22 protein-coding genes and 2 pseudogenes are annotated in these 26,624 nt (G+C 63.5%); 10 read left to right on the top strand and 14 right to left on the bottom strand.

Annotation, left to right across the window (positions count from 1 at the left end; translation table 11 throughout):
* Nucleotides 1–147: 147 nt before the first annotated feature.
* Together ACNQP3_RS04280 and ACNQP3_RS04275 are read left to right on the top strand one after the other, a co-directional pair.
* Nucleotides 148–1,482: an OprD family porin gene (locus ACNQP3_RS04280; protein WP_179026967.1), complete on the top strand. Its 1,335-nt coding sequence runs from the start codon at nt 148–150 to the stop codon at nt 1,480–1,482.
* Nucleotides 1,483–1,716: 234 nt separating this feature from the next.
* Nucleotides 1,717–3,207 carry a sensor domain-containing diguanylate cyclase gene (locus tag ACNQP3_RS04275; protein ID WP_060493625.1) on the top strand — a complete coding sequence of 497 codons (1,491 nt, stop codon included), beginning with the start codon at nt 1,717–1,719 and terminating at the stop codon, nt 3,205–3,207.
* On the opposite strand, the gene ACNQP3_RS04270 is transcribed toward ACNQP3_RS04275, so the two are convergent.
* Nucleotides 3,204–3,680, bottom strand: coding sequence for a ferritin-like domain-containing protein (locus tag ACNQP3_RS04270; protein WP_012270540.1), 477 nt, complete (start codon nt 3,678–3,680; stop codon nt 3,204–3,206). The two genes, ACNQP3_RS04275 and ACNQP3_RS04270, sit on opposite strands and share 4 nt — an antisense overlap.
* A 202-nt stretch (nt 3,681–3,882) precedes the next feature.
* On the opposite strand from ACNQP3_RS04270, the gene ACNQP3_RS04265 reads away from it, so the two are divergent.
* On the top strand, nt 3,883–4,104 hold the full coding sequence (locus ACNQP3_RS04265) for a DUF3820 family protein (RefSeq protein WP_060493627.1): 222 nt from the start codon (nt 3,883–3,885) through the stop codon (nt 4,102–4,104).
* Between the two features lie 146 nt (nt 4,105–4,250).
* On the opposite strand, the gene ACNQP3_RS04260 is transcribed toward ACNQP3_RS04265, so the two are convergent.
* The 3 genes from ACNQP3_RS04260 to ptsP are packed head-to-tail and all read right to left on the bottom strand — an operon-like array spanning nt 4,251 to nt 9,790.
* Entirely contained in the window at nt 4,251–5,993 is a 1,743-nt protein-coding gene (locus tag ACNQP3_RS04260) for a PTS fructose-like transporter subunit IIB (RefSeq protein WP_060493628.1), read from the bottom strand.
* Entirely contained in the window at nt 5,990–6,937 is a 948-nt protein-coding gene (gene pfkB / locus ACNQP3_RS04255; protein ID WP_264316833.1) for a 1-phosphofructokinase, read from the bottom strand. Before pfkB ends, ACNQP3_RS04260 begins: the two co-directional genes overlap by 4 nt.
* The gene (ptsP, locus tag ACNQP3_RS04250) at nt 6,938–9,790 is read right to left on the bottom strand and encodes a phosphoenolpyruvate--protein phosphotransferase (protein ID WP_069943250.1); all 2,853 of its coding nucleotides are present in this window, start codon (nt 9,788–9,790) and stop codon (nt 6,938–6,940) included.
* Nucleotides 9,791–10,074: 284 nt separating this feature from the next.
* On the opposite strand from ptsP, the gene cra reads away from it, so the two are divergent.
* Nucleotides 10,075–11,070 (top strand): catabolite repressor/activator, encoded by a 996-nt coding sequence (gene cra / locus ACNQP3_RS04245; protein ID WP_012270535.1) that lies wholly within the window; start codon nt 10,075–10,077, stop codon nt 11,068–11,070.
* A 2-nt stretch (nt 11,071–11,072) separates the two neighbouring features.
* Nucleotides 11,073–11,849, top strand: a complete 777-nt coding sequence (locus ACNQP3_RS04240) for a TatD family hydrolase (protein WP_060493631.1) — start codon at nt 11,073–11,075, stop codon at nt 11,847–11,849.
* 39 nt (nt 11,850–11,888) lie between these two features.
* Here the strand turns inward: ACNQP3_RS04240 and ampE are convergent, their stop codons facing one another.
* The 3 genes from ampE to ACNQP3_RS04225 form a co-directional block, all read right to left on the bottom strand.
* Nucleotides 11,889–12,719, bottom strand: coding sequence for a regulatory signaling modulator protein AmpE (gene ampE, locus ACNQP3_RS04235; RefSeq protein WP_012270533.1), 831 nt, complete (start codon nt 12,717–12,719; stop codon nt 11,889–11,891).
* Nucleotides 12,716–13,288, bottom strand: a complete 573-nt coding sequence (gene ampD / locus ACNQP3_RS04230) for a 1,6-anhydro-N-acetylmuramyl-L-alanine amidase AmpD (RefSeq protein ID WP_060515252.1) — start codon at nt 13,286–13,288, stop codon at nt 12,716–12,718. Before ampD ends, ampE begins: the two co-directional genes overlap by 4 nt.
* 87 nt (nt 13,289–13,375) lie before the next feature.
* Nucleotides 13,376–15,535: a DUF1631 domain-containing protein gene (locus tag ACNQP3_RS04225; RefSeq protein ID WP_264316832.1), complete on the bottom strand. Its 2,160-nt coding sequence runs from the start codon at nt 15,533–15,535 to the stop codon at nt 13,376–13,378.
* Between the two features lie 242 nt (nt 15,536–15,777).
* Here ACNQP3_RS04225 and nadC point away from each other — a divergent pair, with 242 nt between their 5' ends.
* Entirely contained in the window at nt 15,778–16,626 is an 849-nt protein-coding gene (nadC, locus tag ACNQP3_RS04220) for a carboxylating nicotinate-nucleotide diphosphorylase (RefSeq protein WP_012270530.1), read from the top strand.
* A 58-nt stretch (nt 16,627–16,684) separates the two neighbouring features.
* Here the strand turns inward: nadC and trxB are convergent, their stop codons facing one another.
* Nucleotides 16,685–17,647: a thioredoxin-disulfide reductase gene (gene trxB / locus ACNQP3_RS04215; RefSeq protein WP_003247318.1), complete on the bottom strand. Its 963-nt coding sequence runs from the start codon at nt 17,645–17,647 to the stop codon at nt 16,685–16,687.
* Nucleotides 17,648–17,969: 322 nt separating this feature from the next.
* On the opposite strand from trxB, the gene cysZ reads away from it, so the two are divergent.
* Nucleotides 17,970–18,698: a sulfate transporter CysZ gene (gene cysZ / locus ACNQP3_RS04210; RefSeq protein WP_012270529.1), complete on the top strand. Its 729-nt coding sequence runs from the start codon at nt 17,970–17,972 to the stop codon at nt 18,696–18,698.
* Nucleotides 18,699–18,734: 36 nt separating this feature from the next.
* Here the strand turns inward: cysZ and ACNQP3_RS04205 are convergent.
* Nucleotides 18,735–19,148, bottom strand: a pseudogene (locus ACNQP3_RS04205) (methyl-accepting chemotaxis protein); the annotation flags it as partial.
* A gap of 174 nt (nt 19,149–19,322) precedes the next feature.
* Nucleotides 19,323–19,922: pseudogene (locus ACNQP3_RS04200) on the bottom strand (PAS domain-containing protein); the annotation flags it as partial.
* A 307-nt stretch (nt 19,923–20,229) separates the two neighbouring features.
* On the opposite strand from ACNQP3_RS04200, the gene ACNQP3_RS04195 reads away from it, so the two are divergent.
* Complete coding sequence (locus ACNQP3_RS04195) at nt 20,230–21,420, top strand: glycosyltransferase family 4 protein (RefSeq protein WP_264316831.1); 1,191 nt, start codon at nt 20,230–20,232, stop codon at nt 21,418–21,420.
* A 127-nt stretch (nt 21,421–21,547) separates the two neighbouring features.
* Here ACNQP3_RS04195 and ACNQP3_RS04190 read toward each other — a convergent pair whose 3' ends face one another.
* Together ACNQP3_RS04190 and ACNQP3_RS04185 are read right to left on the bottom strand one after the other, a co-directional pair.
* A complete protein-coding gene (locus ACNQP3_RS04190) occupies nt 21,548–22,030 on the bottom strand; it encodes a glutathione peroxidase (RefSeq protein ID WP_012270526.1) in 483 nt (160 codons plus the stop codon).
* A 145-nt stretch (nt 22,031–22,175) separates the two neighbouring features.
* Nucleotides 22,176–22,661: an FKBP-type peptidyl-prolyl cis-trans isomerase gene (locus ACNQP3_RS04185; protein WP_012270525.1), complete on the bottom strand. Its 486-nt coding sequence runs from the start codon at nt 22,659–22,661 to the stop codon at nt 22,176–22,178.
* Here ACNQP3_RS04185 and ACNQP3_RS04180 point away from each other — a divergent pair.
* Complete coding sequence (locus ACNQP3_RS04180) at nt 22,660–22,962, top strand: DUF3565 domain-containing protein (RefSeq protein ID WP_041166374.1); 303 nt, start codon at nt 22,660–22,662, stop codon at nt 22,960–22,962. The genes ACNQP3_RS04185 and ACNQP3_RS04180 overlap by 2 nt on opposite strands.
* A gap of 31 nt (nt 22,963–22,993) precedes the next feature.
* Complete coding sequence (gene pta, locus ACNQP3_RS04175) at nt 22,994–25,081, top strand: phosphate acetyltransferase (protein ID WP_264316830.1); 2,088 nt, start codon at nt 22,994–22,996, stop codon at nt 25,079–25,081.
* 61 nt (nt 25,082–25,142) lie between these two features.
* Here pta and ACNQP3_RS04170 read toward each other — a convergent pair whose 3' ends face one another.
* Together ACNQP3_RS04170 and ACNQP3_RS04165 are read right to left on the bottom strand one after the other, a co-directional pair.
* Nucleotides 25,143–25,841, bottom strand: a complete 699-nt coding sequence (locus ACNQP3_RS04170; RefSeq protein WP_264316829.1) for an OmpA family protein — start codon at nt 25,839–25,841, stop codon at nt 25,143–25,145.
* A gap of 109 nt (nt 25,842–25,950) precedes the next feature.
* Entirely contained in the window at nt 25,951–26,595 is a 645-nt protein-coding gene (locus ACNQP3_RS04165) for an MBL fold metallo-hydrolase (RefSeq protein ID WP_060515248.1), read from the bottom strand.
* Nucleotides 26,596–26,624 lie beyond the last annotated feature (29 nt).

Genomic DNA, 26,624 nt, shown 5'->3' with positions numbered 1-26,624 from the left:
GATATGTTAGCCTTTTAAAGCCGCTGCCAATCAGCGGCTTTTTTTATGTGCTTTAACTCTCAGCCCGGCTGTAACGTCACCCTATAAAAAAGACGCACATTCAAAAATAAAAACTGCCCCACCGTCAGACCAAAGGAGCTAGTACCGGTGCCTTCCGCGTTTCGTTTTACCCCGCTTTTCATTGCGTTGACTGCAACGATCCCTTTCGCCGCCCAGGCAGATGAAGACAAGGCTGATGGCTTCATCGAAGGGTCGTCCTTCAACCTGCATTTTCGTAATGCCTACTTCAACCGCGACAACCACAACGCTGGCGTGCGCGACACCCGCGAATGGGGCCAGGGCGCGGTTGCGCGCTTCGAGTCGGGTTACACCCCCGGTGTCATCGGCTTTGGCCTGGACGCCCATGCCATGTTGGGCCTGAAGCTCGACGGCGGTGGCGGCCATGCCGGCACCAGCATCCTGCCTGAGCACATCAAGGACGACGGCGAACTGGGGGCTGCCCCGCACTCGTTCTCCACGGCTGGCGCTGCAGTCAAGCTCAAGGCCTTCGACACCGAACTGAAAGCTGGTGACCTGTTCCTCACCAACCCGGTGATCGCCGGCGGCGAAACCCGCATGCTGCCGCAAACCTTCCGTGGTGTGAGCCTGACCAACACCAGCATCGACGGCCTGCTGCTCGAAGGCGGCCAGGTGAGCTTCACCCACCCCTACAACCAGAGCGGCCACCGCCGCATCGACACCTACTACGGGTCGCTGGACGAGCACGACAAGAGCAAGCACCTGAACTGGGCCGGCGCATCGTGGAGCGGTACCGAGAACATCACCGCCAACCTGTACGCCGCCGAGCTGAAGGACATCTGGAACCAGTACTACGCTGACTTCGACTACACCTACGTGGTCAACGACCTGGTCAGCCTGAACCCGGGCGTGCACTTCTACCACACCCAGGACACCGGCCAGGCCCTGCTGGGCAAGATCGACAACAACACCTACAGCGTGCACTTCACCGTGAACGCCGGGTTCCACAGCATCACCGCCGCCTACCAGCGCGTGAACGGCAACACGCCGTTCGACTACATCAACCTGGGCGACAGCGTGTACCTGGACAACTCGCGCATGTACTCGGACTTCAACGCGCCGAACGAGCGCTCGTGGAAGCTGCAGTACGACTATGACTTCGCCGGTGTCGGCGTGCCAGGCCTGACCACTTCGCTGTCGTACTCGCGCGGTGAAGCCGACCTGACCAAGGCCGCCCAGGACACCACGCATTACGACTACTACCGGGAAGATGGCAAGAACGCCATGCACTGGGAACGCGACCTGGACGTGAAGTACGTGTTCCAGGCGGGTGACCTGAAGGACCTGTCGGTACTGGTGCGCTACGCCACCCACCGTGGCAGCCAGGGTTATGCGTCGATCGACAGCAACAGCGACAACGACGAAGTACGCGTGATCGTGGATTACCCGCTTAACGTGTTCTGATCGCCGTTTGTAAACAATACATATGACTCTGTGGGAGCGGGTTCACCCGCGAACACCGGCGAAGCCGGTGCCAAGCACCGCGGTGGATTCTTCGCGGGTAAACCCGCTCCCACAGGGTTCGGCGTGAAGCCGAAATACAGCTCTGCGCGATTCCGTCGGACAAATCTTGTCCGACAATCTCTGCTTCCCTAGAATATTGCCGCCGCGAATGGCCCTGCCCACGCAGTAGCGAGCATGCCCACCCAATCCCCGCGTTTCCCAGTCTACAGGTCGCACCCCGAACTGATCCTCAACCTGGGCAGTTGCCTTGCCGTGCTCGCCATCGTGGCTATCGTCAGCTACCTGCTGGCCCGCGAGCGCGACAGCGTCGAGCTGTCGGCGGTGCGCGCGTCGAACAACATCGTCCAGCTGATCGAAAGCGACATCCTGCGCAACGCCGAACTGTACGACCAGTCGCTGCAAGGCCTGATCTGGGCCGTCGGGCGCAAGGAGCTGGCGCAAACTCCTGGCCCACTGCGCCAGCGCCTGCTGTTCAATGAAGCGTTCGTCGACCGCAAGCGCGGTGACGTGCTGTGGCTGGACAAACAAGGCAACGTCGTCGGCGATTCCACCAGCAGCGTGCCGCGCAAGGCCAACTTCGGCGACACCGGGGTGTTCAAGGCTCACCAGCACAATGCCAACCTCGGCCTGCTGGTAGGCCCGCCGTTCAAGGCCAAGCTCGGCGACCTGGACTGGTGCATCAGTTTCAGCCGGCGTATCTCCGGCCCCAATGGCGAGTTCGCCGGGTTGGCGGCGGGTGCGCTGCGCCTGTCGTACTTCAGTGAACTGTTCCAGCGCCTGGACATCGGGGATGACAGCAGCATCAACCTGTTCAATACCGACGGGCAGTTGCTCGCCCGCCAGCCCTCCCGCGTGCACGACCCGCTGATCGGCAGCAACTACGCCGAACGGCCCAACTTCAAGCGCATCCTCAGTGAACGCAGCGGCAGCTTCACCGCCCGCTCCGGCGGCAGCGGCAAACCGCGCATGTATACCTTCGCCCGTGTCGCGCAATTGCCCCTGATCGTGTTGGTGGTGCACTCGGCCGACGAGGTGTTTCAATCCTGGCGCCGCACCGCAATTCTGGTCAGCGTCGCCACCGGGGTGCTGTGCGTGGGCATTCTCTGGCTGACGCTGCTGCTGGGCCGTGAATTGCGCCGCCGCCACGAAGCCGAAGAAGGCCTGGCCACGCTGGCGGCCACTGACAGCCTGACGGGCCTGGCCAACCGCCGCCGACTGGATCAGGTGTTGCGCCAGGAATGGGCGCGCGCCCAACGTAACCGCAAGCCACTGGCGGTGCTGATGGTCGATGTGGACCATTTCAAGGCATTCAACCAACGCCATGGCCACGCCGGTGGCGACCACGCCCTGCGCGAAGTGGCCAAGACTATCGAGGCATGTATCCGTCGCCCGGCGGACCTGGCTGCGCGCTATGGAGGGGAGGAGTTTCAGGTGGTGCTGCCAGAAACCGACCTGGCCGGTGCGCAGCTGCTGGCTGAACGCATCCGTGCGAGCGTCGAGGCGCTGGCGCCGTTTGCCGATGATGCCCACGCGGTTACGGTGAGCATTGGCATCGGCCTGTCCGGCACCCAGCATGACCTGAGCAGGGTGCTGGGTGCCGCGGATGAAGCGCTCTACCGGGCCAAAGCCAAAGGCCGCAACCGGGTAGAGAGCCCGGCCGATTAGGAACGGGCGCGGGCGGAGTCGCGCAGGGCTTTGACCTGGTCATGGTTGCGCTGCACGCCTTGCAGCTGCTTTTCTACCAGGCTGTAGGTCGTGTCGCTGGCAGTGCGGCCCAGCTTCACCAGTTTTTCGCGGGCTTCCTTGTAGGCTTTGAGGGCGTGGTCTTCACCGCGCTCCACTTCGTTCAGCACCGCTTCTTCGTCCTTGCCAGTAACCATCGACTTGAGGTTGACCCAGCCGCGGTGCAGGTCGCCGCTGATGCTGGTGGAGGTTTCCGGGTCGCCGCCCAGGCGGCGCACTTCGCTCTGCAGTTCACCGGCCGCGTTGGCGCACTCGCTGGCACGCTGGACGAAGAACGCTTTCAGCTCGGCGTTCTTCACATCATCGGCCGAGGCCTTGAAGCCCTTCTCGCCATCCTTGCTGTACTCGATCAGGTCGTTGAGCACGTCAATCACGTCTTTGTTGGGGTTGCTCATGGTCGAACTCCTTGGCAGGTGATAGTCATCTACACAGGTGCAGCGTTCGTGCCATGCTGCAAGATAAAGAAAAACTCTTATTATTCAGATAGTTACAAAACAAATGACGCGAACTGGCAACGGCGTTCTGCATGATTGCCGCTTGGGGCTTCGTGCAGATTGCAGTATGGTCGGCGCTTTTGAACAACCAGGTGCGCCGTAGATGAAGCCGGAAACCCTCGAACTGCTGGTGACCCGCAGCATGCCGTTCGGCAAGTACCAAGGGCGAATCATTGCCGACCTGCCCGGGGACTACCTGGCGTGGTTCGCGCGCAAGGGTTTCCCGGCGGGAGAACTGGGTGGGTTACTGGCGTTGATGCATGAGATCGACCACAACGGGCTGGGTGATCTGTTGGTGCCGTTACGCAAGAAACATGGGCGCTGACAGGTCAAATCGGGCTTAGTGGGAGCGGCCTTGTGTCGCGAAAGGGCCGCAAAGCGGCCCCAGCAATCTATGCGGCGAAGCTGAAATCTGGGGCTGCCATGCAGCCCTTTCGCGACACAAGGCCGCTCCCACAGGACGGGGTCAGCTCAGGCACTTTTAACCGGCGCCACCGCCAGCTCCACCTGCTCGCTCTTCTTGATCACCGCATACACCACCGCCGTCAACAGGCTGCCCGCCACGATCGCCAGCAAGTACAGCAGCGCATGGTTGATCGCATTGGGGATCAACAGCACGAACAAGCCGCCATGCGGTGCCATCAGCTTGCAGCCAAAGTACATCGACAATGCACCGGTCAGCGCACCGCCGACGATACTGGCCGGGATCACCCGCAGCGGGTCCTTGGCGGCAAACGGGATAGCCCCCTCGGAGATAAAGCACAAGCCCAGCGCCAGTGCCGCCTTGCCCGCCTCACGCTCGCTCTGGGCGAACTTGCGCCGGGCCAGGAAGGTGGCAATACCCAGGCCGATCGGCGGCACCATGCCAGCGGCCATGGTCGCCGCCATCGGCGCGTAGCTCGACGAAGCCAACAGCCCCACCGAGAACGCATAGGCGGCCTTGTTGATCGGCCCGCCAAGGTCGACGCACATCATGCCGCCCAGCAACAGCCCCAGCAGAATGGCATTGGTGGTGCCCATGCTGTCGAGGAAGTGCGTAAGGCCTTCGAGCATCGCCGCTACCGGCTGGCCAACCACGTAGATCATCACCAGGCCGGTGAACAGGCTGGCCAGCAGCGGAATGATCAAGATCGGCTTGAGCGCTTCCAGGCTGCTCGGCAAGCGCGCCCAACGGGCAATTGCCTTGGCGCTGTAACCGGCAAGAAAACCCGCGACGATGCCACCGATGAAACCAGCCCCCAGGGTGCTGGCCAGCAAACCGCCGATCATGCCTGGGGCCAACCCCGGTCGGTCGGCAATGGACCAGGCGATGTAACCGGCCAGCAAAGGCACCATCAGCTTGAACGCAGCCTCGCCGCCAATCTGCATCAACGCCGCCGGCAAGGTGCCCGGCTGTTTGTAGGCCTCGATGCCGAACACGAACGACAGGGCAATCAGCAGGCCACCGGCCACCACCATCGGCAGCATGAACGACACGCCAGTGAGCAGGTGCTTGTATACCCCACTCTTCTCGCCTTTGGCTGCCGTGCTGGCCGCCGCAGCCTCTGCACTGTTTTCCACCTTGGCTTCGGCCAAGGCTTTGTCCAGCGTGGCGCGGGCCTGCTTGAGGGCGATGCCGGTGCCGCAGCGGTAAATACGCTTGCCGGCGAAACGCGCGGTGGGTACTTCGATGTCGGCGGCCAGCAACACCACGTCTGCTGCAGCGATGGCTTCGGCGGACAACGGGTTGCGCGCACCGACCGAGCCCTGGGTCTCGACGGTGAGCTGGTATCCCAGTTGCTGTGCGGCTTGCTGCAAAGCTTCTGCAGCCATGAAGGTGTGCGCAACGCCGGTCGGGCAGGCAGTGACGGCAACGATACGAGCAGCGCCGCTGCCAGCTGCGGCCGGGGTGTCTGGCAATGCGGTCAGCAGTTGGGCGTTGGCGGCCGCTTCGTCGAGGAAGCCCTCGCGATCAGCCAAGGCCTGGGACGGCGTACTCTTGTATAGGCGCTTGCCGACGAAGCGGGCCAGGTCCACCGGGCCGGTGCTGACCACCAGCACCCAGTCGGCCTCGGCGATCTGTGCCGCACTCAGTTGCCGCTCAGGGTGCTCGGCATCCAGCACTTCGACACTGGTGCTCCAACCACGTCGCTGGGCAGCGGCAGCCAGCAGGCGCGCGCTCAGCACACTCGATACCTGGCCGTTGGGGCAGGCGGTGACAATGGCAATGTTCATCGGCAACCCTCTTGTTGTTCTGTCAGTTGCACGGCGGCTTCCAGACATTCCAGTTGCTCGCGGTCACGGATGCCGAAGCCAACCTGGGTGACGGCCTGGGCGGCAATTGCAGTGGCACGAATCAAGGTCTGCGCGGGGGCCTCGCCCTGCAGCAGGCCATGAACCATGCCGGCCACCAGCGAATCCCCCGCCCCCACCGTGCTGGCGACCCGCACCTTGGGCGGGCAGGCATGCACGGCCAGATCGCGGCGGAACCAGCTGACGCCCTGCTCCCCTGCAGAGACCACCACGTGCTCAACGCCAGCGGCCAGCAGGCGCTCGGCGGCAGCGCGCTGCTGCGCCGGATTATCCACAGCCAGACCAAGCACCTCGCCCAGCTCCTCGGTATTGGGTTTCACCAGCCAGGGCGCAGCCTGCAGGCCAGCACGCAGGGCTTCACCGCTGCTATCCAGGGCCACCTTGAGGCCTTGCGCCTTCAGCTGTTCGAGCAACTGACGGAACCAGTCGGCACTGATCCCACGCGGCAGGCTGCCGGCCACCACCACCGCATCATGACCTGGGGCGACCTGCTGCAGCCTGCGCAGCAAGGCGCTGCGTGCCGCCTCATCGACCTCCGGGCCCTGGCCGTTGATATCGGTGACGCGGCCATCGGCCTCGACCAGCTTGATGTTGCTACGGGTTTCGCCCGGCACGCGGACAAAACAGTCGGCAAAGCCGCGCCAGGCGATCAACGCCTCGAAGGGCTGCAGGTTGTCCTGCCCGAGGAAACCGCCGACGGTCACGCTGTGCCCCAGGTCGGCCAGTACCTGGGCAACGTTCAGCCCCTTGCCCGCTGCGTGACTTTGCTGCGCTTGACTACGGTTGACCTGCCCAGGGCGCAGGGTGTCCAGGCCGACGGTGATATCCAGCGCCGGGTTCAGGGTAAGGGTGAGGATCTTGGCCATTCAGTAACGCTCCACCAGCGCGCGAACTGCCGCAGCGCTGTCCTGTTGCAAGGCTTCGCGCGCCAGGGCGCGGGCCGTCTGGTGATCGGCCTGGCGAACCAGTGCCTTGACTTCGGCGATGCTGCGCGCGGATACACTGAGCTCGTCCACGTCCAGGCCCAGCAGCACGGCGACCGCCTGCGGGTCGGCCGCCAGCTCGCCACACACGCCCACCCACTTGCCTTGGGCATGGGCGGCACGCACCGTCATGTCGATCAGGGTCAATACTGCCGGGTGCAGGCCGTCGGCCTGGGCCGAGAGGCTGGGGTGGCCACGGTCGATGGCCAAGGTGTACTGGGTCAGGTCATTGGTGCCGATGCTGAAGAAGTCCACTTCGCGCGCCAATTGCGCTGCCAGCAGGGCCGCCGAAGGCACCTCGACCATGATGCCCAGTTGCAGGTCGGCGACCGGGATTTCTGCACGCAGGCGCTCGACCATGGCCCGAGCCTCGCGCCATTCGTGCACCTGGCCAACCATCGGGAACATGATGCGCAGCGGTCGCTGGTCGGCGGCCCGTAGCAAGGCGCGCAACTGGTCTTCCATGATTTGCGGGCGCTGCAGCGTCAGGCGTACGCCACGTACACCAAGGAACGGGTTTTCCTCGGCGGCGATGGGCCAGTAAGGCAGCGGCTTGTCGCCACCGACATCGAGGGTGCGCACCACCAGTGGCCGCCCGCCCAGGCCATCAAGCACACGGCGGTACTCGGCCTCCTGGGTGGCCACGTCCGGCGCTTGAGGGTGGGCCATGAAAATCAGTTCGGTGCGCAGCAGGCCAACGCCTTCGGCGCCCTGCTCCACCACCTTGGCGATGCCGTTGCTGTCGCCAATGTTGGCGAACACCTCGACGGCATGACCATCACGGGTGACGGCTGGCTCGAAGCGGTTGGCCCAGGCAGCCTGCAGGCGCTGCTCACGCAGGTCGCGCTCGGCCAGCGCCTGTTGCAACTCATCCACTGGCGGCGCCACGCTGACCACTCCACGCTGGCCATCGAGCAGCAGCGGCGTGCCACTCTCCAGCAGCAGAATCGACGCACCTGCGCCGACCACCGCCGGAATGCCCAATGCACGGGCGACGATGGCACTGTGGGCCGTGGCACCGCCTTGGGCGGTGACGATGCCGGCAACCCGGTTCGGGTCCAGGCGGGCGACATCGGACGGGCCGACTTCAGTCATCACCAACACATAGGGTTGCTCGGGTTCAACCTGCGCCTGCACTCCACACAGCTGCGCCAGCACGCGGCGGCCAATGTCGCGCAGGTCGGCGGCGCGCTCGGCGAGCAGGGCATCGTGCAACGACTCCTGCTGACGGGCTGCGGCTTCGATCACGGCCATCCAGGCGGCCGCAGCGCTTTCGCCCTGGGCCAGGCGCTGTTCGATATCGTCGGTCAGGGCCGGGTCGGCAAGCATTTCCTGATGGGTGACGAAAATTTCGCCAATGGCCTTGTCGCTGCGCAGCACCAACGCCTGCAGTTCGCCGTTCACACTGGCGATGGCTGCGCGCAGCTTCTGCCGCTCCTGGGCGCAGGATTCGCCACGCAACGGATAGTCGAACTCACGCTCGACACAGACATGCGCCGGGCCACTGGCAATGCCGGGCGCTGCGCCCACACCCTGGATACGGCTGCCGGCGGCTGGGGCCTGCAGCACTTCGGGCGGGTGATCGGCCATGGGCGTGACGCTCTGCGGCAGCGGTTCAACCTCTTCGCCAAGGCCTTGTTCGATAGCGGCCAGCAGCACCGGCAAGGCATCGGCGGCGATGCCAGGCTCGGCGACCAGCTCCAGCACCTGACCCCGGCGGGCGCCCAGGCTCAGCAGCTTGCTCAGGCTCTTCAGCGACACCGCTGGCTGCGCGCTGTCGACCAGGCGCACACGGATTTCCCCTTCAAAGCCTTTGGCCAGCTGTGCCAGCACCTTGGCCGGGCGGGCATGCAGGCCATGAGGGTTGGCCAGCACAATACGCGCGCTGGGCCAATCCGCCGGCGCTTCGCCGCCCAGCACTTCCAGTACCGCGCGGCTGCTGGTGGCCTGGTAGAGCATCTGCCCACGGCCTTCAATCAGCACTTCGCACAGGCGCTCGAGCAAGGCTTGGTGAGCGGCGCCTAGGCTCGCCAGGCAGAACAAACCGTTGAGCGGTTGGTCGCGATAGCGCAACGGCTGCTGGGGGGTGATGAACGCCAGGCCCGGCTGACGTACCTGACGCTCGCTGTGCAGCCACCAAAGGCCCTCACCCAGCGGCAGCGGCTCGGCTTGCTGCAATACGGCGGCAAAGCCGCTGTCGACACAATCGGCACGTTGCAACAGGCGGGCACCGCGCCAGGCCAGTTCGTCGAAGTCTTCAGCCGGCAGGTTCAGGCCAACCAGCTGCGCATCCAGCGCCAGTGCCTGTGGTGCGCCCTGCAGCAGCTTGAGCAGCGCTTCGGCGGAACTGGCCCGGCGCAGCGCTTCGGCCAGGTCGGTCTCGCCCAGGGCGCGGGTGAGCAGCTGCAGCAGGCGCAGGTGTTCGTCGGAGCGAGCGGCGATACCGATGGCCAGGTAGACCATTTGCCCGTCACCCCAGTCCACACCCTCGGGGAACTGCAGCAAACGCACGCCGGTGGTATACACCAGATCACGGGTTTGCGGCGTGCCATGGGGGATGGCGATGCCCTGGCCAAGGAACGTCGAGCCCTGCACCTCGCGGGCTTGCAGCCCTTGCAGGTAACCCTCGGCGACCAGGCCGTCCCCGACCAGCCGGTCCGCCAGCAGGCTCAATGCCTCGGCCTTGTCGGCGGCCGTCTGGCCCATGGCTATCTGCTCCTTGGCGAGCTCGAGCATGACCTTCTCCTTTTGCAGTTCCCGTTCGGGTACTGGAGTATTGTTGTGAAATTCACATAAAGGGCCAGTTCCGCAGCCTTGCACGGATGGCAGCCGAGGCAGAAAATTCGGCAGCTGAAACGTTTAACCTGACCAGACGGCCACGTTACTCGATAATCTGCCCGGTAAAAAGCCCCATCCTGTCGGACAATTGCGACAATGGTCGTCTGCGCGTGATGCCCGTGCCGGGTCAAACTACCCGGTCCGGCCTTACAGCCAGCCCCGGTAATAACAAGGAAAATTCGGTGAAACTCAGCGATATCGCCCGTCTGGCCGGTGTGTCCGTGACCACTGCCAGCTACGTCATCAACGGCAAGGCTGAACAGCAGCGCATCAGCAACAGTACTGTCGAGCGGGTACGCGCGGTGGTCGAAGCCCACGGCTTCACCCCCAACCCGCAGGCTGCTGGGCTGCGCAGCCGGCATACCCGCACCCTGGGCTTCATTCTCCCGGATCTGGAGAACCCCAGCTACGCCCGCATTGCCAAGCAACTGGAGCAAGGCGCCCGCGCCCGCGGCTACCAGTTGCTGATCGCCAGCAGCGACGACCAGCCCGACAGCGAGCGCCAACTGCAGCAGCTGTTCCGTGCGCGCCGATGCGATGCATTGTTCGTTGCCAGCTGCCTGCCGCCAGAAGATGACAGCTACCGTGACTTGCAGGACAAAGGCCTGCCGGTGATCGCCATCGACCGCCGCCTGGACCCTGCGCACTTCTGCTCGGTGATCAGCGATGACCGCGATGCCAGCCGCCAACTGGCCGCCAGCCTGCTCAATTCGGCCCCACGCAGCATTGCCTTGATCGGCGCACGCCCCGAGCTGTCGGTCAGCCAGGCGCGCGCAGGCGGTTTCGACGAAGCCCTGCAAGGTTATGCCGGCGAAGTGCGCCGCTACCAGGGCGAAGCGTTCAGCCGCGAGTGCGGCCAACGCCTGATGCAGCAGCTGATCGAAGACCTGGGTGGCTTGCCGGATGCCCTGGTGACCACCTCCTATGTGCTGCTGCAAGGGGTGTTCGACACCCTGCAGGCACGCCCTGCCGATTCGCGTCAGCTGCAACTGGGCACCTTTGGCGACAACCAACTGCTCGACTTCCTGCCGCTACCGGTCAATGCCATGGCCCAGCAGCATGGCCTGATTGCCGCCACCGCGCTGGAACTGGCCCTGGCCGCAATTGAGGAAAAACGCTACGAACCCGGCGTGCATGCCGTTGGCCGCACCTTCAAGCAACGCATCACAGCGGCCTGAAAATGCGCCTGATCGACACCCACACTCACTTGGACTTCCCCGACTTCGACGCCGACCGCTCGCGCCTGCTGGCCAACGCGGCGGCACGCGGGGTGGAACGGATGGTGGTGCTGGGGGTTTATCAGGCAAATTTCCAACGGGTGTGGGACCTGGCCTGCGCCAATGAACGCCTGTTTGCGGCACTCGGCCTGCACCCGGTGTACCTCGACGAGCATCGCCCAGAGCACCTGACGCAATTACGCCAATGGCTGGAGCGCCTGCGCGGCGACCCGCGGCTATGCGCCGTGGGCGAGTTTGGCCTGGACTATTACCTTGAGGACCTGGACAAAACGCGCCAACAGGGCCTGTTCGAAGCGCAACTGCAAATGGCCTGCGACTTCGACCTGCCCGCGCTGTTGCATGTGCGCCGCAGCCATGCCCAGGTAATTGCCACGCTCAAGCGTTACAAACCGGTGCGGGCGGGGGTGATCCATGCGTTTGCCGGCAGTTACGAAGAAGCCCGTGAGTACATCAAGCTGGGCTTCCGCCTCGGGCTTGGCGGCGCCGGCACCTGGCCGCAGGCGCTGCGGCTGCGCAAGACGCTGGCGCGGCTGCCGCTGGAGAGCGTGGTGCTGGAGACCGATGCGCCGGATATGGCGCCGGTGATGCACCCAGGGATGCGCAACAGCCCGGAACACTTGCCGGACATTGCCGGGGCGCTGGCCCAGGTGATGGGCTTGGATGTAGAAGAGCTGGCGCAGGCCAGTAGCCGCAATGCCTGCGAGTTGTTTGGCTGGTGAAATCCAGGTGAGCGTGGTTTTTGTGGCGGCGGCCATGAATCAAACCAGCACGGTCCACAGCGCGAACCCGGCATACCACAACACCGCACAGCGCAGCAGCAGCTCCCACAGGCTGTCCAGCCGCCCCAGCCCACGCTGGCTGTCTTCTTCCTCTGGAATGTCATCGGCAATACGCCCGACCCGGGCCACCAGGTGCGCGGCGCTGATGTGCCAGTTGAGCACCTCGTGCAGCATTACCCGTGTCACGGCGAGGAAGTTGCCCACCAGGGCAAAGCTCAGCGCCAGCACCCGTACTGGCAGCCAGTCCATGATGTGCCGCAGCTGCTCGGCACGCGCCTTGAGCGTCGGCTGCTTGCTGTGTTCGCCACACAGTGCCAGCAGTCGATAAGCCAACGCCGCACCGGGGCCCAACACGAAATACCAGAAGATCACCGCGAAAAAGCCCTGGTACACCTGCCACAGCAGGTTGCCTTGTACCCGTACCAGCAGGCTGTGCGGCTCATCGGCCACCAGGCCCAGGTCACGCTCGGCCACATGCAGCGCCGCCTGGTCGTCGCCCCGCCGCCAGGCATCGCGGAACGGGCCCATCGAGGCCTTGGCATCGCCACGGCCCAGGCTGTAGATCAGCACCAGCAGGTGCACCGGCAAGGCCAGCAAGCCATAGGCCACTGGCTCCAGCACATGCAGCAGCAATACCAGCAGCGCGACCGGCGCCAAGACCAGAATGGCCAGCGTCCACCACGGGTGCACCTTACCGCTGCGCTCAAGGCGTACAAGTTCGCCAAGGAAGAACCCATCGCGCTGCACCTGATGGCGCAAAGCCGAGAACTTCTCGACCCACAGCGCCAGCAACAAAACCAGAAAACTCATGCCTCATCCTCATTGTGCTGCAGCGCCTGACGGTAGCGCGGCCAATCGAAGGCCGGGCCGGGGTCGGTCTTGCGCTGCGGGGCAATGTCGCTATGGCCCTGGATGCGGCTCAGGTCGATGGCCGGCCAAGCACCGCGGATGTGCCGGGTAAGTTGCTCCAGCACAGCGTACTGGGCATCGGTATAGGGCTGGTCGTCGGTACCCTCCAGTTCGATGCCGATGGAAAAGTCATTGCAGCCCTCGCGCCCGTCGAAGCTCGACACCCCCGCATGCCAGGCGCGGTCACGTAACGATACGAACTGGGTCACCGCACCGTCACGCTCGACGAACAGGTGCGCCGACACTGTCAGATGGTTGATGCTGGCAAAGTAGGGATGTTCATCGGGGTCCAGACAGTTCTGGAAGAACTGCTGCACCTTGCCGGTGCCGAAACAGGCCGGGGGCAAGCTGATGTTGTGGATCACCAGCAGGGAAATCGATTCGCCCTCTGGGCGCGCATTGAAGTTCGGCGAGGGGCAGTGGGTGATTCCGATTCCGTGGAACCAGCCAGTGGCACGGTCCAATTGCATGGGGCAGATCCTGAAAACGCCATGAACAAGACAACAGTATGCCCTGTGGCCAACACCGTGTGCATGTGAATGATTGTAATGCTGCCGCTACTGCACCAGCCCTTGCCGCAAGCCGTCGAGCACGGCCTCCAGTGCACGCTCGAACAGCAGCCCGTCATCCAGCACGCGCACTTCGCCCCGCTGCAGTGCCTGGGCCAGGCTGGTGCTGCTCCATTCGCGCACTTTCATGCCGGTGCGATTGGCGAACACCAGCCGGTCACTGCTGTTTATACGTGCCACCAGCTTGCAGCGCAGGGGTTCGTCTTCATCGAGCGCCTCGACCCAGGTGCCGATGCGCAGGCGCTGAGCCTGGTGTAACGCTGCAGCTTGCCCGTCGGCGATCTGCAGCGGCACACAGGCGGGCTCTTCGGCCATTGCCAGCACAATGTCTTCGGCCACCCGTACATCAGCCAGTGGTTGCCCATCGCCACTCGGCAGCACCTGGGCACCTGCGCAGGCGCGCAGGTGCAACTGCTCCAATTGCAGGAAGAACTCGCGGGTGGCCAGCGCGTCCAGGGCCACGCTGGCCAAGCCCCCACGCAGCGCCTTGAGCAGGCCCGGCACCTGCTGCAACAAGGCTTGTGGCTCATGGGGCGCAGTGATGCTGGCCAGCAGCGTGTCCATCGTCTGCAACGCGTCGCGCCATTCCTGGGAATTCTCGCCCTGTTTCAGCCAAGCCAGCAGCAACACCTGGCTCCAGGCCTGTACCAACATGTGTACCACCACCTGCGGCAATACTCGGCCGCGCAGGCGCTGGTTGAGCACATCTTGCACCTGTTGCCTGGCCTGCAGCGTCCGGGCTCGGCCTTCTTCGGCATCACGGGTGCGTTGTTCCAGCAACTCGTTGCGCCGCCGCTCGTCCTGGTTGAAAGCGAGGAAGTCGTCGAGCAGCTCGGTGAACAAGCCGACATCTTCGGCAAAATCATTGAGCAGGCGCTGGACGATTCGCTCTACCCGCAAGTGCAAGCTGTCACGCTGCCCTTCCCTGCCGTATTCCCAGCCAATCGCCGCACCGGCGACCTCGTTGAGCAGCCGGCGCGCCGGATGGCTCGCCCGGCTGAACAGCCCCTTGTCCAACAAGGCCACCTTGAGTAGCGGAATGTGCAAGCGGGCAATCAGCGCCCGCAGGCTGGCCGGCAGGTTGTCGTCGTTGTGGATGAAGGCGAACAGCATGCCAACCAGGTTGATCATGTCTTCGTCGGCCACGGCAAGGCGCCGGCGCGTGCCACTGCGCACGCTGACCCGCAACAACAGTTGCTCAAGCTGCTGGCCGAGCTCGAAATCATCGGCCTCGTGGGTGGCGGGCACGTAGTGCTGCAAATGCGATAGCAGCCGGAGCAGGTCGGCGCAGCTGATCGGCTGGGCGGCAGACACTGCCTGCAAGCGCGGGGCGAACTGCCCGCGCACCGGGGCCAGCAGCGCCTGCACCGAGGCAAAGAAAGCCTGCCCTGCCGCATCCGCGCCCACCGTCTGACCAAGGTTCGCGTGCCCCCTCCGTGCACGCATGCGCTGGTCTTCAGCCCGCCGCCGCGGTGCCGGCTGCAGTTCGGGCAGCACACCGGCGGCGGCCAGCAGTTGGTTGGCTTCGCCATAGATCACATCGGCATCGCGCAGCACATAGCGCTCGAACAGCTTGAGCAGCACCAGCTTGACCCGCAAACCAACCCCAAGGTTACGCCCGGCATCGAGGAAGTAACTGCATAATGCGGCAGGCCCCAACGGGTTGTGCGGCTCGTACAGCGGCCGGTCGAGCAGCGCCTGCAAACGCAAGCCCAACTGCTGCAAGGCAATGCCATCGCGTGACAACACCCGCGCCACCATGCCATCGATGGCGGCAGCCCGCTCCAGTTGGGCCTTGCTGCAAAGGTTGCCCGGCTCGACCTGCTGAGCCAGCAGGTCGATTTGGCCAATGCGCGCAAAGGTGTCGTAGAACGTATCGAGAAAACCACGTTCGATGCTTTTGCGCTTCAGGCGCAAGTCGCGCATGGCCTCGAAGTACAGGCTCTGGTCACAGCAGTCCAAGGCCTTGTCGGCCATTTCGAAAAGGGTGTCGTCGGCGTTGTCGAACAAGTCCTGCAAACCCTGACGCAACTGCAGAGCAGCCTTGTCGCGCACTTGCAGTAGCAAGACCGGAAGGCAAGGCAGAGGCGCACGCCCGCCTCGGTCGATGGCTGCCGCCAAGGGCACCACCTTGCCTTCTTTTTGCATCCTGGACTCCTTGCAGGGTGTCTTGCCCGGACGGGCCCATCATCGTCAAAGCTATGACGCCAAATACTGGTCGCTATTATCGATAAAATTTCGTACAGCTGCCAGCGCCGTTTTACAGGCTGTTCAGTGACCCTGTTTTGCACGGTCTGCTCACCACGCCCGACCAATGGTCATCATCAAGGCGGCTGTACACGCAAGCCCCCTGCCCTATAATCGCCGGCATCTAGCTTGTGGAGCCGAACATGCCGAACCTACGCCTTGCCGACCTGACCGCTGAAATTGAAGCCAACGTGCGCCGCGCATTGTTGGAGGACATCGGCAGTGGCGATATCACCGCGCAGTTGATCCCGGCCGAGCGCCTGGCCAAGGCCACCATCATCACCCGCGAGGATTGCGTAATCGCCGGCACCGCCTGGGTCGATGCCGTCTTCCGCCAGCTCGACCCGCGTGTTGCAGTGCACTGGCAGGTGGCCGACGGTGAACGGGCTACTGCCAATCAGCCACTGTTCCATCTGGAAGGCCCGGCCCGCTCGCTGCTCAGCGGTGAGCGCAGCGCGCTGAATTTCTTGCAGATGCTGTCGGGGGTCGCCACCCGTGCACGCTTCCTCGCCGACCTGGTGGCAGACACCCAGGTACGCCTGCTGGACACCCGCAAAACCCTGCCTGGCCTGCGCTTGGCGCAGAAGTACGCGGTGACCTGTGGCGGCTGCGACAACCATCGCATCGGCCTGTACGACGCCTTCCTGATCAAGGAAAACCATATTGCTGCCAGCGGCGGCGTAGCCCAAGCCGTGGCGGCGGCGCACCGCATCGCACCGGGCAAACCGGTGGAAATCGAGGTGGAGAGCCTGGAAGAACTGCGTGAGGCGCTGGCCGCTGGTGCAGACATCATCATGCTCGACGAGCTCAACCTGGACGAAATGCGCGAAGCGGTGCGTATCAACGCTGGCAAGGCCAAGCTGGAGGCCAGTGGCGGGGTAAACGAAACGACCTTGCGGGTGATTGCCGAGACTGGGGTGGACTACATCTCGATTGGCGCCATGACCAAGGATGTAAAGGCGGTAGACCTGTCGATGCGATTGAGCCTGTGAACTGAACGCAGGCAACAAAAAACCGGCCACTGAGCCGGTTTTTTGTTGCCTTGCTGGATCAGAACGAAGCGTTGGCCAACCCGTCCAGGTAACGCTCCACATCCAATGCCGCCATGCAGCCAGCGCCGGCCGAGGTAATGGCCTGACGGTAAACGTGGTCAGCCACGTCACCGGCGGCGAACACGCCCTCGACGTTGGTGGCGGTGGCATTGCCTTCACGGCCGCCATTGACTACCAGGTAGCCGTCCTTCAAGGTCAGCTGGCCTTCGAACAGCGAAGTGTTCGGGGTGTGTCCAATGGCGATGAATACGCCGTCGACCTTGATCTCGTCACTGCTGCCATCGTTGTTCTTCAGGCGCGCACCGGTCACGCCCATGTTGTCACCCAGCACTTCGTCCAGGGTGGCGTTGAGCTTGAGCTCGATCTTGCCTTCGGCCACGCGCGCGTTCAGCTTGTCGACCAGAATCTTCTCGGCGCGGAAGGTTTCGCGACGGTGTACCAAGGTCACCTTGCTGGCGATGTTGGCCAGGTACAGCGCCTCTTCCACGGCAGTGTTGCCACCGCCGACCACGGCGACCGGCTTGTTGCGGTAGAAGAAACCGTCGCAAGTAGCACAGGCCGAAACGCCTTTGCCCATGAAGGTTTCTTCCGACGGCAGGCCCAAGTAGCGAGCGCTGGCGCCAGTGGCGATGATCAGCGCGTCGCAGGTGTACTTGCCACTGTCACCCTGCAGGGTGAACGGCTTGTTGGCCAGGTCGACAGCATTGATGTGGTCGAAGACGATTTCGGTTTCGAAACGCTCGGCATGCTCTTGCATACGCTGCATCAGCGCCGGGCCGGTCAGGCCGTGGGGGTCGCCCGGCCAGTTGTCGACTTCGGTGGTGGTGGTCAGCTGGCCACCGGCCTGCATGCCGGTGATCAGCAGCGGCTTGAGGTTGGCACGGGCGGCATACACCGCAGCGCTATAACCGGCAGGGCCGGAACCGAGAATGATGACGCGCGAATGACGTACTTCAGACATGTCGAACTCCTGTCGAGCGGGCCGGTATCGGTGTACCGGCTGCGCCAGCTGGAAAATTAAAAAGGACCCACGCAGCACTTGGGGAAGGCTACAACGCGCAGGCCCAGAAAGCGGAAAGTTGAGCGCACTGTAGCGAGGTCGCAAAGATTAAGGAAATATCCTTCGACAATCCACCTCATAGGCATCGTCTATGCTGCGATTTCATCGATAGCCATGCCCCTGACGCTTTTGTTACAGCCCGTTTCCCGCCCGCTACCCGCCTTTCGTCGGCGCGGCAAACTCGGTAAGGTCAGCGCGTTTTCCTTCTGTGCGGAGTAACTAGATGCAAGCCCCTGTCCTCTCTGGCCCCCAGTACCTGCGTGAAGGCCTGAAACTGGTGCTGAGCCCCAACCTGCGGTTGTTCGTGCTGCTGCCGCTAACGGTCAACCTGCTGCTGTTCGGTGGCCTGATCTACTTCGCCGGCCACCAGTTCGGGCTGTGGCTCGATGCCTTGATGCCAACGCTGCCTGACTGGTTGAGCTTCCTCAGCTACATCCTTTGGCCGTTGTTCGTTGCCTTGCTGCTGCTGATGGTGTTTTTCACCTTCACCCTGGTGGCAAACATCATCGCCGCCCCATTCAATGGCTTCCTGGCGGAAAAGGTCGAGGTGGTGGTCCGTGGCGAAGACACCTTCCCAGCGTTCAGCTGGGGCGAACTGCTGGCCATGGTACCGCGCACCTTCAGCCGCGAAATGCGCAAGCTGGGGTACTTCCTGCCGCGGGCCATCGGCCTGTTCATCCTGTCGCTGATCCCGGTGGTCAACGTGGTGGCGGCGCCGCTGTGGCTCATCTTCGGTGTGTGGATGATGGCCATCCAGTACATCGACTACCCGGCGGACAACAACAAGATGAGCTGGCAGGACATGCTCGCCTGGCTGCGCCAGAAGCGCTGGCAAAGCCTGGGTTTTGGCGGCATCACCTACCTGGCGCTGATGATTCCGGGGGTGAACGTGCTGATGATGCCGGCGGCGGTGGCGGGGGCTACGTTGTTCTGGGTGCGCGAGCGCAACTGATCCCAGCGCCCGCCATACCCCTGCCGGGCTGGGGCGTCACTGCCCCAATCGGCTGGAGAACTGCCCCACCACATCCACCACTCGCTTCGCCCCATCCTGAATCTCGACAATCACGCTGCCCGTCTCGTCCGCCAGCGCCAGCCCCTGTTCGGCCTGGCGCTTGCTGGTGTCGATGATCGACACTGCCGCCTGCGCCAGTTGCTCGTTCTGCTGCACCACCCGAGCGATTTCCTCGGTGGCGGTGCTGGTGCGCGAGGCCAGTTGGCGCACTTCGTCGGCAACCACGGCAAAACCCCGCCCTTGCTCGCCCGCACGGGCCGCTTCGATGGCTGCGTTAAGCGCCAGCAGGTTGGTTTGCCCAGCAATGTCGCTGATGGTCTTGATGATCGAACCGATCACCCGCGACTGAGTATCAAGTGCCTGGATGCCCTCGGCCGCCTCTTGCATCGAGGCCTCCAGGCCACGCATCACGCTGACGGTCTGGGTGACTACCTCGGTGGCCTTGCGGGCACTGACATCGGTACCCAGGGAGGTGCTGTAGGCGACATCTGCCGCCTCGGCCACTGCCTGCTCCTGGTTGACCTGATCGGTAATCACCGTGGCGAACTTGACCACCTTGTACAGCACGTCGTGGGCATCGAAAATCGGGTTATACGAAGCCTCCAGCCAAATCACCCGGCCATGGGCATCAATGCGTTTGAAGCGCTCGGCAACGTATTCACCACGGCGCAGCTTGTCCCAGAAGGCCTGGTAGCCGGCCGAGTTGGCCTCCTCCGGCTCGCAGAATATGCGGTGGTGCTTACCGCGAATCTGCTCCAGACGATAACCGACGGTGGCGAGGAAACGGTCGTTGGCGGTGAGGATGGTGCCGTCGAGCTCGAACTCGATCACTGCGGTGGAGCGCATCAGCGCCTTGATCAGGCTTTCGTGCTCGCGCGAGGTCTCGATAGTACGGGTAAGGTCGCTGGAATGCAGGGTGAAGTACTTGATGCGCCCCTCGCTGTTCTTGACCGGCTGCAGGATCGAACGCAGCCAGGCCTCCTGCCCATTGCCGCGCAACAGACGGAACGCGCCGTTCAGGTGCTCGCCCCGGCTGATCGCGCTTTTCATGCGCTGGTAAAAGTCGAGGGTCTTCACATGAGCCGGGACGATGTCCTCGATATTGCGCCCAAGCAATTGTTCGGCACGGTAGAGCATCTCGCTCTCGAAGTTGCCGTTGACCATCTCGATCCGTCCTTGAGGGTCGAGCTGCAGTACCAGCATCTCGCTGTCGAGGCTACTCTTGACCTGTTCCATGGACATCAGGTCTTCGCGCAACTGCCGGATTTCTTGCTTGAGCTTGTTGTTGAACATCACCGCTCTCCTGGAGCGCATCACGTAGTCGAATGCATCTTCATCGGCTGCCGATGACACCTTCTTGAGTGCCGTGCGAGGAAATATTCATAAAGGCGAAAGCGTCAGCGGTCAGGCGTCATCTGTACGTCACATGGCAGTCACATTGGCGCAATCCTGCAGGCGGAAACTTTTTGTCATGAATACACCCGCCCTACGCATTACCCTGGTCAGTGAAACCTTCCCACCCGAGATTAACGGCGTGGCCAACACCCTTGGCCGCCTCAGTGAAGGCTTGCGTCAACGCGGCCATGAGGTCGAGGTGGTACGGCCGCGCCAGGCCGGCGAATCACCCGTGCAAAACGACCCGCACCTGATGCTGTGCCGTGGTTGGGCCCTGCCGGGGTATCCAGGTTTGCAGTGGGGCGAGGTATCGATGCACAAGCTGTTGCGGCGCTGGCGCCGGCAGCGCCCGGATGTGCTGTACATCGCCACCGAAGGGCCGCTAGGTCTCAGCGCCCTACGCGCAGCCAGGCGCCTGAGTATCGCGGTCGTCAGCGGCTTCCACACCAACTTCCCGCAGTACTCCGGCCAGTACGGTCTGGGCCTGCTGGCGCGCCTGCTCACCCACTATCTGCGCTGGTTCCATCGGCGCACGGCGATCACCTTGGTACCCAGTGTCAGCCAGCGCCTGGAGCTTGAACGCCGTGGGTTCGAGCGCCTGGAACTGTTGGCACGAGGTGTCGATGCCGGCCTGTTCAACCCGACCCGGCGCAACCAGGCGTTGCGTGAAAGCTGGGGGCTCGGCCCGGATGATATCGCCGTATTGCATGTCGGACGGCTGGCGGTGGAAAAGAACCTTGGCTTGCTGCGGCCTTGTCTCGAGGCATTGCAGAAAACTTATCCCCAGAAGCGCTTGCGTCTGATCATGGTCGGTGACGGCCCGCAGCGTGCCAGCCTCCAACAGCAGGTGCCAGATGCAGTGTTCTGTGGCGCCCAGCGCGGCGAGGTGCTGGCCGAGCACTATGCCAGCGGCGACCTGTTCCTTTTCCCCAGCTTGACCGAGACCTTTGGCAACGTGGTGCTCGAGGCCATGGCTTCGGGGTTGGCGGTGGTTGCTTATGACGAGGCGGCAGCTGCGCAGCATATTCGCCATGGACACAGTGGCGGGCTGGCCATGCCAGGGGATGAGGCCGCATTCATCGATGCCGCCTGCTGGCTGCTGGAAGAAGAGGAAACCTTGCGCCGGGTGCGCCTGAATGCGCGGCAGCATGCCAGCCGTCAGGGCTGGCCCGCGATTGTCGAGCAGTTCGAGGGGTATCTGCATTCAGCCCAGAACCCATCTGCTGCCGCACCTGCTTCAAGCTTGGGCCCCACGCGATCAGTGTAGGAGCGGCCTTGCCCCGCGAATGGGCCGTACAGCGGCCCCCGGATTTCAGCACTACCGCAACCATCGAGAGGCCGCGTTGCGGCCCTTTCGCGGCACAAGGCCGCGCCTACAGGAAGTGCGTAAAACTTCAGGCAAGTGCTTTTTCTATGGCCTGGACTACCGCCGGGTCATCCGGCGCCGTGCGCGGTGAAAAACGCGCCAGTACTCGCCCATCCTTGCCCACCAGAAACTTCTCGAAGTTCCAGGTGATGTCACCGGGGAACTCGGCCCCCTCACCCGCCAGCAGACGGTACAGCGAATGGCGCTGCGGGCCGTTGACCTCCAACTTGCCCCCCAGCGGGAAGCTCACCCCATAGTTGAGGCTGCAGAAGTCCTGGATTTCCTTTTCGCTACCCGGCTCCTGGCCGGCAAACTGGTTGCACGGCAGGCCAAGCACGTTGAAGCCCTTGTCCTTGTAAACCTGGTAGAGGTTTTCCAGGGCCTTGTATTGCGGCGTGAGACCACATTTGGAGGCAACGTTGACCACCAGCACCACTTGCCCCTTGAACGGTGCGAGCGGCAGCTCTCCGCCGTTCAGCGCGTCCAGTTTCAGGTCGTGAAATGCACTCATGATGAAATCCCCTCTCAGGTTCCCGGTTGCCGCGGGGGCGAATTGCGCCCACTAAAAAGGCGCTCGTCCAAACCGTCCACCTCCCGTAGGAAGGCAAATCGGCTTGCCCGAGCGCCTGGCGACTTTCTGAGCTTAGCGCAGAAAATCAGTGGTGATGGCCACCTTCACCGTGGATGTGGCGGTGAGCGATTTCTTCTTCGCTGGCGTCACGCACGTCGACAACCTTTACCTTGAAGGTCAGGCGCTGGCCGGCCAGTGGGTGGTTGCCGTCAACGGTGACGTCGTCGCCGTCGAGGTCGCGGATGGTGACGATCTGCATCTGGCCGTCCGGTGCCGAAGCGTGGAACTGCATGCCCACTTCCAGCTCGTCGACGCCTTCGAACAGGCTGCGGTTCAGGGTGCTGACCAGCTCGGCCAGGTATTCGCCGTAGGCGTCTTCCGGCTCGATGGTAACGTTCAGCTCGTCACCGGCCTGTTTACCTTCCAGGGCCTTTTCCAGGCCTGGGATGATGTTGCCGGCACCGTGCAGGTAGACCAGCGGCGCGCCACCGGCGGAGCTGTCGATGGTCTCCCCGGCGTCGTTGGTCAGGGTATAGTCGATGGAGACAGCCTTGTTGGCGGCGATCAGCATGGGGCAAGACCTTTTGCAAAAGAATGTAGAGCGGACAAGTGTAACCAAGCCATCGTCCGATTGCGAACGCACCGCGGACGAGCAACGGCCCATCAGTCGGATCACAGGCTTCCATCAGGACGAAGAAGGCCACTGGGTGGCCGAACTGTCCTGCGGCCACACCCAACACCTGCGCCACCAACCGCCGTGGCAGGCACGCCCCTGGGTGCTCGACCCGGCCCAGCGCGCGCAGCACATTGGCCAGCCTTTCGCGTGCGGCTGGTGCGCACAAGGGGCCGATAGCGCTACCCTTGGCCGTTAATTTCTTGCACCGCTTATTTCGAGAAGCACGCATGCAGACATTTTTCATTGCGCCGACCGACTTCGGTGTCGGCCTGACATCCATCAGCCTGGGCCTGGTGCGTACCCTGGAGCGCGCCGGCCTGAAGGTCGGTTTCTTCAAGCCGATCGCCCAACCCCACCCGGGTGACACCGGCCCCGAGCGCTCTACCGAACTGGTGGCTCGCACCCACGGTATCAAACCTCCGGTACCACTGAGCCTGGCCCAGGTCGAGCGCATGCTCGGCGATGGCCAGTTGGACGAGTTGCTGGAGGAAATCATCCGTCTCTACCAGCAAGCCTGTATCGGCAATGACGTGGTAGTGGTCGAGGGTATGGTGCCCACGCGCCACGCCAGCTACGCCGCGCGGGTCAACCTTCACCTGGCGAAAAGCCTGGATGCCGAGGTGATCCTGGTATCGGCACCGGAAAACGAAGTGCTCAGCGAACTGTCCGGCCGGGTCGAACTACAGGCCCAGCTGTTCGGCGGGCCGCGCGACCCGAAAGTGCTCGGGGTGATCCTCAACAAGGTTCGCACCGACGAGAGCATGGCCGACTTCGCCACCCGCCTGCGTGAACACTCGCCGTTGCTGCGCGGCAATGACTTCCGCCTGCTTGGCTGCATTCCCTACCAACCCGAGCTGAACGCCCCGCGTACCCGCGACGTGGCCGAGCTGCTCGGCGCCCAGGTGCTCAATGCCGGCGACTACGAGCAGCGGCGCATGAGCAAGATCATCATCTGCGCACGCACGGTCGCCAACACCGTGCCGCTGCTGACCTCGGGTACCCTGGTGGTCACGCCGGGCGACCGCGACGACATCATCCTCGCCGTCAGCCTGGCAGCAATCAATGGCGTGCCACTGGCCGGCCTGCTGCTGACCAGCGACAGCAAGCCCGACGCGCGCATCCTTGGCCTGTGCCGCGGCGCCCTGCAGGCCGGCCTGCCGATCCTGTCAGTCAGCACCGGCTCGTACGACACGGCCAACCAGCTCAACTCGCTGAACCGCGAGATTCCTGTGGATGACCGCGAGCGCGCCGAGTTCATCACCGACTTCGTCGCCAGCCACCTCGACGCAGCCTGGCTGCACCAACGCTGCGGCACCCCGCGTGAAATGCGCCTGTCGCCGGCAGTGTTCCGCTACCAGTTGATCCAGCGCGCGCAGCAGGCCAACAAGCGCATCGTTTTGCCAGAAGGTGCCGAGCCGCTGTTGGTGCAGGCCGCAGCCATCTGCCAGGCCCGTGGCATTGCCCGCTGCGTACTGCTGGCCAAGCCCGAAGATGTCGAGGCCGTGGCCCGCGCTCAAGGCATTGCCCTGCCGCCCGGCCTGGAAGTCCTCGACCCCGAGCTGATTCGCGGGCGCTACGTGGAGCCCATGGTGGCGCTGCGCAAGAGCAAGAACCTCAACGCACCGATGGCCGAGCAGCAACTGGAAGACCCGGTCGTGATCGGCACCATGATGCTGGCCCTGGACGAAGTGGACGGCCTGGTCTCGGGCCTGGTTCACTCCACCGCCAATACCATCCGCCCGGCGCTGCAGTTGATCAAGACCGCGCCAGGCTCAAGCCTGGTGTCGTCGGTGTTCTTCATGCTGTTCCCCGAGCAGGTACTGGTGTACGGCGACTGCGTGATGAACCCCCACCCCAGTGCTGCCGAACTGGCAGAGATCGCCCGCCAGAGCGCCGAATCGGCGCAGGCCTTCGGCATCGCGCCGCGGGTGGCGATGATCAGTTATTCAAGCGATTCGGCCAGCGATGAAGAAGTCGAGAAAGTGCGCGAAGCGACTCGCCTGGCGCAAGGTGCAGCAGAGGCGTTGCTGATCGATGGGCCTTTGCAGTATGACGCGGCAGCCAACCCGGCCATTGCTCGGGAGCTGGCACCAGGCAGCCCTGTGGCCGGGCGTGCCACGGTGTTCGTGTTCCCCGACCTGAATACCGGCAATACCACGCACAAGGCGGTGCAGCGTAGCACCGACGGGGTCAGCCTGGGGCCGATGTTGCAGGGTTTGCGCAAGCCAGTGAACGATTTGCCACGCGGGGCACAGGTTGACGATATCGTGCATACCATTGCCCTGACGGCGATTCAGGCCAGCGTGGTGCGCTAGCAAATCACTGGGGCCGCAAAGCGGCCCCAGGAATCAATCAGGGATACTGCTGAACCTGACCTTACTGCTGGTCATACTGCTGCCCCGGAATCGGCTTCAGGTTCACTTCCACGCGGCGGTTCTGCGCACGGCCATTGGCGTCGGCGTTGCTGGCGATCGGCTGGTCCGGGCCCATGCCACGTACCGAGATGCGCGAGGCATCCACACCCTGCGAGGTCAGGTAGGTGCTGACTGCCTGCGCGCGGCGCTGGGACAGGTCCATGTTGTGCTGGCGGCTGCCGGTGCTGTCGGTAAAGCCGACCACTTCGATGGTGTTCTGGTTGAACTGCTTGAACGAGCCCGCCAGGTTGTTCAGCGGCGAGTAGAAGCTTGGCGCGATGTTGGCCGAGTCGGTAGCGAAGGTGATGTTGCCCGGCATGATCAGTTTGATCTGGTCACCCTGGCGCTGCACTTCCACGCCAGTGTTGGCCATTTGCGCGCGCAGTTCGGCTTCTTGCTTGTCGGCGTAATAGCCATAACCGGCGGCGGCGGCACCCACTGCAGCAGCACCGATCAGCGCACCCTTGCCACGGTTGTTGTGGTCGATGGCGGCACCGGCGATGGCGCCGGCCAGCGCGCCCAGGCCGCCGTACTTGGCGGTCTTGCTCATCCCAGTGGAGCCCTGCGCCTGACCCTGGTTGTCGTAAGGATTCTGGCTGGCACAGCCAGTCATCAGGGCAGCGGCAGTTGCGACGATAATCAGACGACGCATGGTGAACATGGACAAGCTCCTACTAAAATTCGTAAATGCGGCAGATCTCAAACGGATCTATGCCAGCCTTGGATTGCATCGGCAACGAAAAATTCCATGAAAGTGCCTTCATGTGCCATCAGGCACGCACGAAGGGGTTTTCGCGCATCTCGTCGCCCAGACGGGTGTCAGGCCCGTGGCCGGTCACCACGATGGCCTCCTCGTCCAGCCGGTACAGCCGCTCCTTGATGGAGCGAACGATAGCCCGCTGGTCACCACCCCACAAATCGGTGCGGCCAATGCCACGGCGGAACAGGGTGTCGCCGGCAATCAGCAGTTTGGCGTCGGCGAACCAGAAGCTCATTGAGCCTGGCGTATGCCCTGGCGTGTGAAGGGCCACGCCGCAGCCGCAAGCCAGTTCTTCATCATCGCCCAGCCAGCGGTCTGGCGCCGGTACCGGCGTGTAAGGCACGCCGAACATCTGGCATTGCATCTCCAGGTTGTCCCACAGGGCCTGGTCGTCCTTGTGCAGGTGCAACGTGGCGCCCGTCAGCTCCTTGAGCTTGCCCGAGGCCAGGAAGTGATCGAAGTGCGCATGGGTGTGGATGATGCTTACCAGCGTGAGGCCGTGGGCTTGCAGGCGCGCGAGGATCTTGTCCGGGTCACCGCCCGGGTCGACGACGATGGCTTTCTTGGTCAATGGGTCGCCAATCAGCGTGCAGTTGCACTGCAAGGGGCCTACGGGAAAGGTTTCGCGGATGAGGGTGGTCGGGGCAGTCTTCATGAAGGGCCTGTCTTGGACGCTGCAGCGCC

Origin of the sequence: Pseudomonas sp. LFS074 (assembly GCF_047978165.1) — a bacterium.
Lineage (GTDB): Bacteria > Pseudomonadota > Gammaproteobacteria > Pseudomonadales > Pseudomonadaceae > Aquipseudomonas > Aquipseudomonas putida_P.
This window is presented reverse-complemented; position numbering and strand designations above follow the sequence as displayed.

Coding starts and splice junctions, on each gene's coding strand:
- pfkB (WP_264316833.1), bottom strand. CDS start 6,937: ATGGCCAAGATCCTCACCCTTACCCTGAACCCGGCGCTGGATATCACC.
- ampD (WP_060515252.1), bottom strand. CDS start 13,288: ATGCAATTGGACCGTGCCACTGGCTGGTTCCACGGAATCGGAATCACC.
- ACNQP3_RS04185 (WP_012270525.1), bottom strand. CDS start 22,661: ATGCTGATCGCCGCCAACAAGGCTGTCTCCATCGACTATACCCTGACC.
- ptsP (WP_069943250.1), bottom strand. CDS start 9,790: ATGCTCGAGCTCGCCAAGGAGCAGATAGCCATGGGCCAGACGGCCGCC.
- nadC (WP_012270530.1), top strand. CDS start 15,778: ATGCCGAACCTACGCCTTGCCGACCTGACCGCTGAAATTGAAGCCAAC.
- ACNQP3_RS04165 (WP_060515248.1), bottom strand. CDS start 26,595: ATGAAGACTGCCCCGACCACCCTCATCCGCGAAACCTTTCCCGTAGGC.
- pta (WP_264316830.1), top strand. CDS start 22,994: ATGCAGACATTTTTCATTGCGCCGACCGACTTCGGTGTCGGCCTGACA.
- ACNQP3_RS04225 (WP_264316832.1), bottom strand. CDS start 15,535: ATGCAAAAAGAAGGCAAGGTGGTGCCCTTGGCGGCAGCCATCGACCGA.
- ACNQP3_RS04275 (WP_060493625.1), top strand. CDS start 1,717: ATGCCCACCCAATCCCCGCGTTTCCCAGTCTACAGGTCGCACCCCGAA.
- ACNQP3_RS04270 (WP_012270540.1), bottom strand. CDS start 3,680: ATGAGCAACCCCAACAAAGACGTGATTGACGTGCTCAACGACCTGATC.
- cysZ (WP_012270529.1), top strand. CDS start 17,970: ATGCAAGCCCCTGTCCTCTCTGGCCCCCAGTACCTGCGTGAAGGCCTG.
- ampE (WP_012270533.1), bottom strand. CDS start 12,719: ATGAGTTTTCTGGTTTTGTTGCTGGCGCTGTGGGTCGAGAAGTTCTCG.
- ACNQP3_RS04190 (WP_012270526.1), bottom strand. CDS start 22,030: ATGAGTGCATTTCACGACCTGAAACTGGACGCGCTGAACGGCGGAGAG.
- ACNQP3_RS04240 (WP_060493631.1), top strand. CDS start 11,073: ATGCGCCTGATCGACACCCACACTCACTTGGACTTCCCCGACTTCGAC.
- ACNQP3_RS04260 (WP_060493628.1), bottom strand. CDS start 5,993: ATGAACATTGCCATTGTCACCGCCTGCCCCAACGGCCAGGTATCGAGT.
- ACNQP3_RS04195 (WP_264316831.1), top strand. CDS start 20,230: ATGAATACACCCGCCCTACGCATTACCCTGGTCAGTGAAACCTTCCCA.
- ACNQP3_RS04170 (WP_264316829.1), bottom strand. CDS start 25,841: ATGTTCACCATGCGTCGTCTGATTATCGTCGCAACTGCCGCTGCCCTG.
- ACNQP3_RS04265 (WP_060493627.1), top strand. CDS start 3,883: ATGAAGCCGGAAACCCTCGAACTGCTGGTGACCCGCAGCATGCCGTTC.
- ACNQP3_RS04180 (WP_041166374.1), top strand. CDS start 22,660: ATGGGGCAAGACCTTTTGCAAAAGAATGTAGAGCGGACAAGTGTAACC.
- trxB (WP_003247318.1), bottom strand. CDS start 17,647: ATGTCTGAAGTACGTCATTCGCGCGTCATCATTCTCGGTTCCGGCCCT.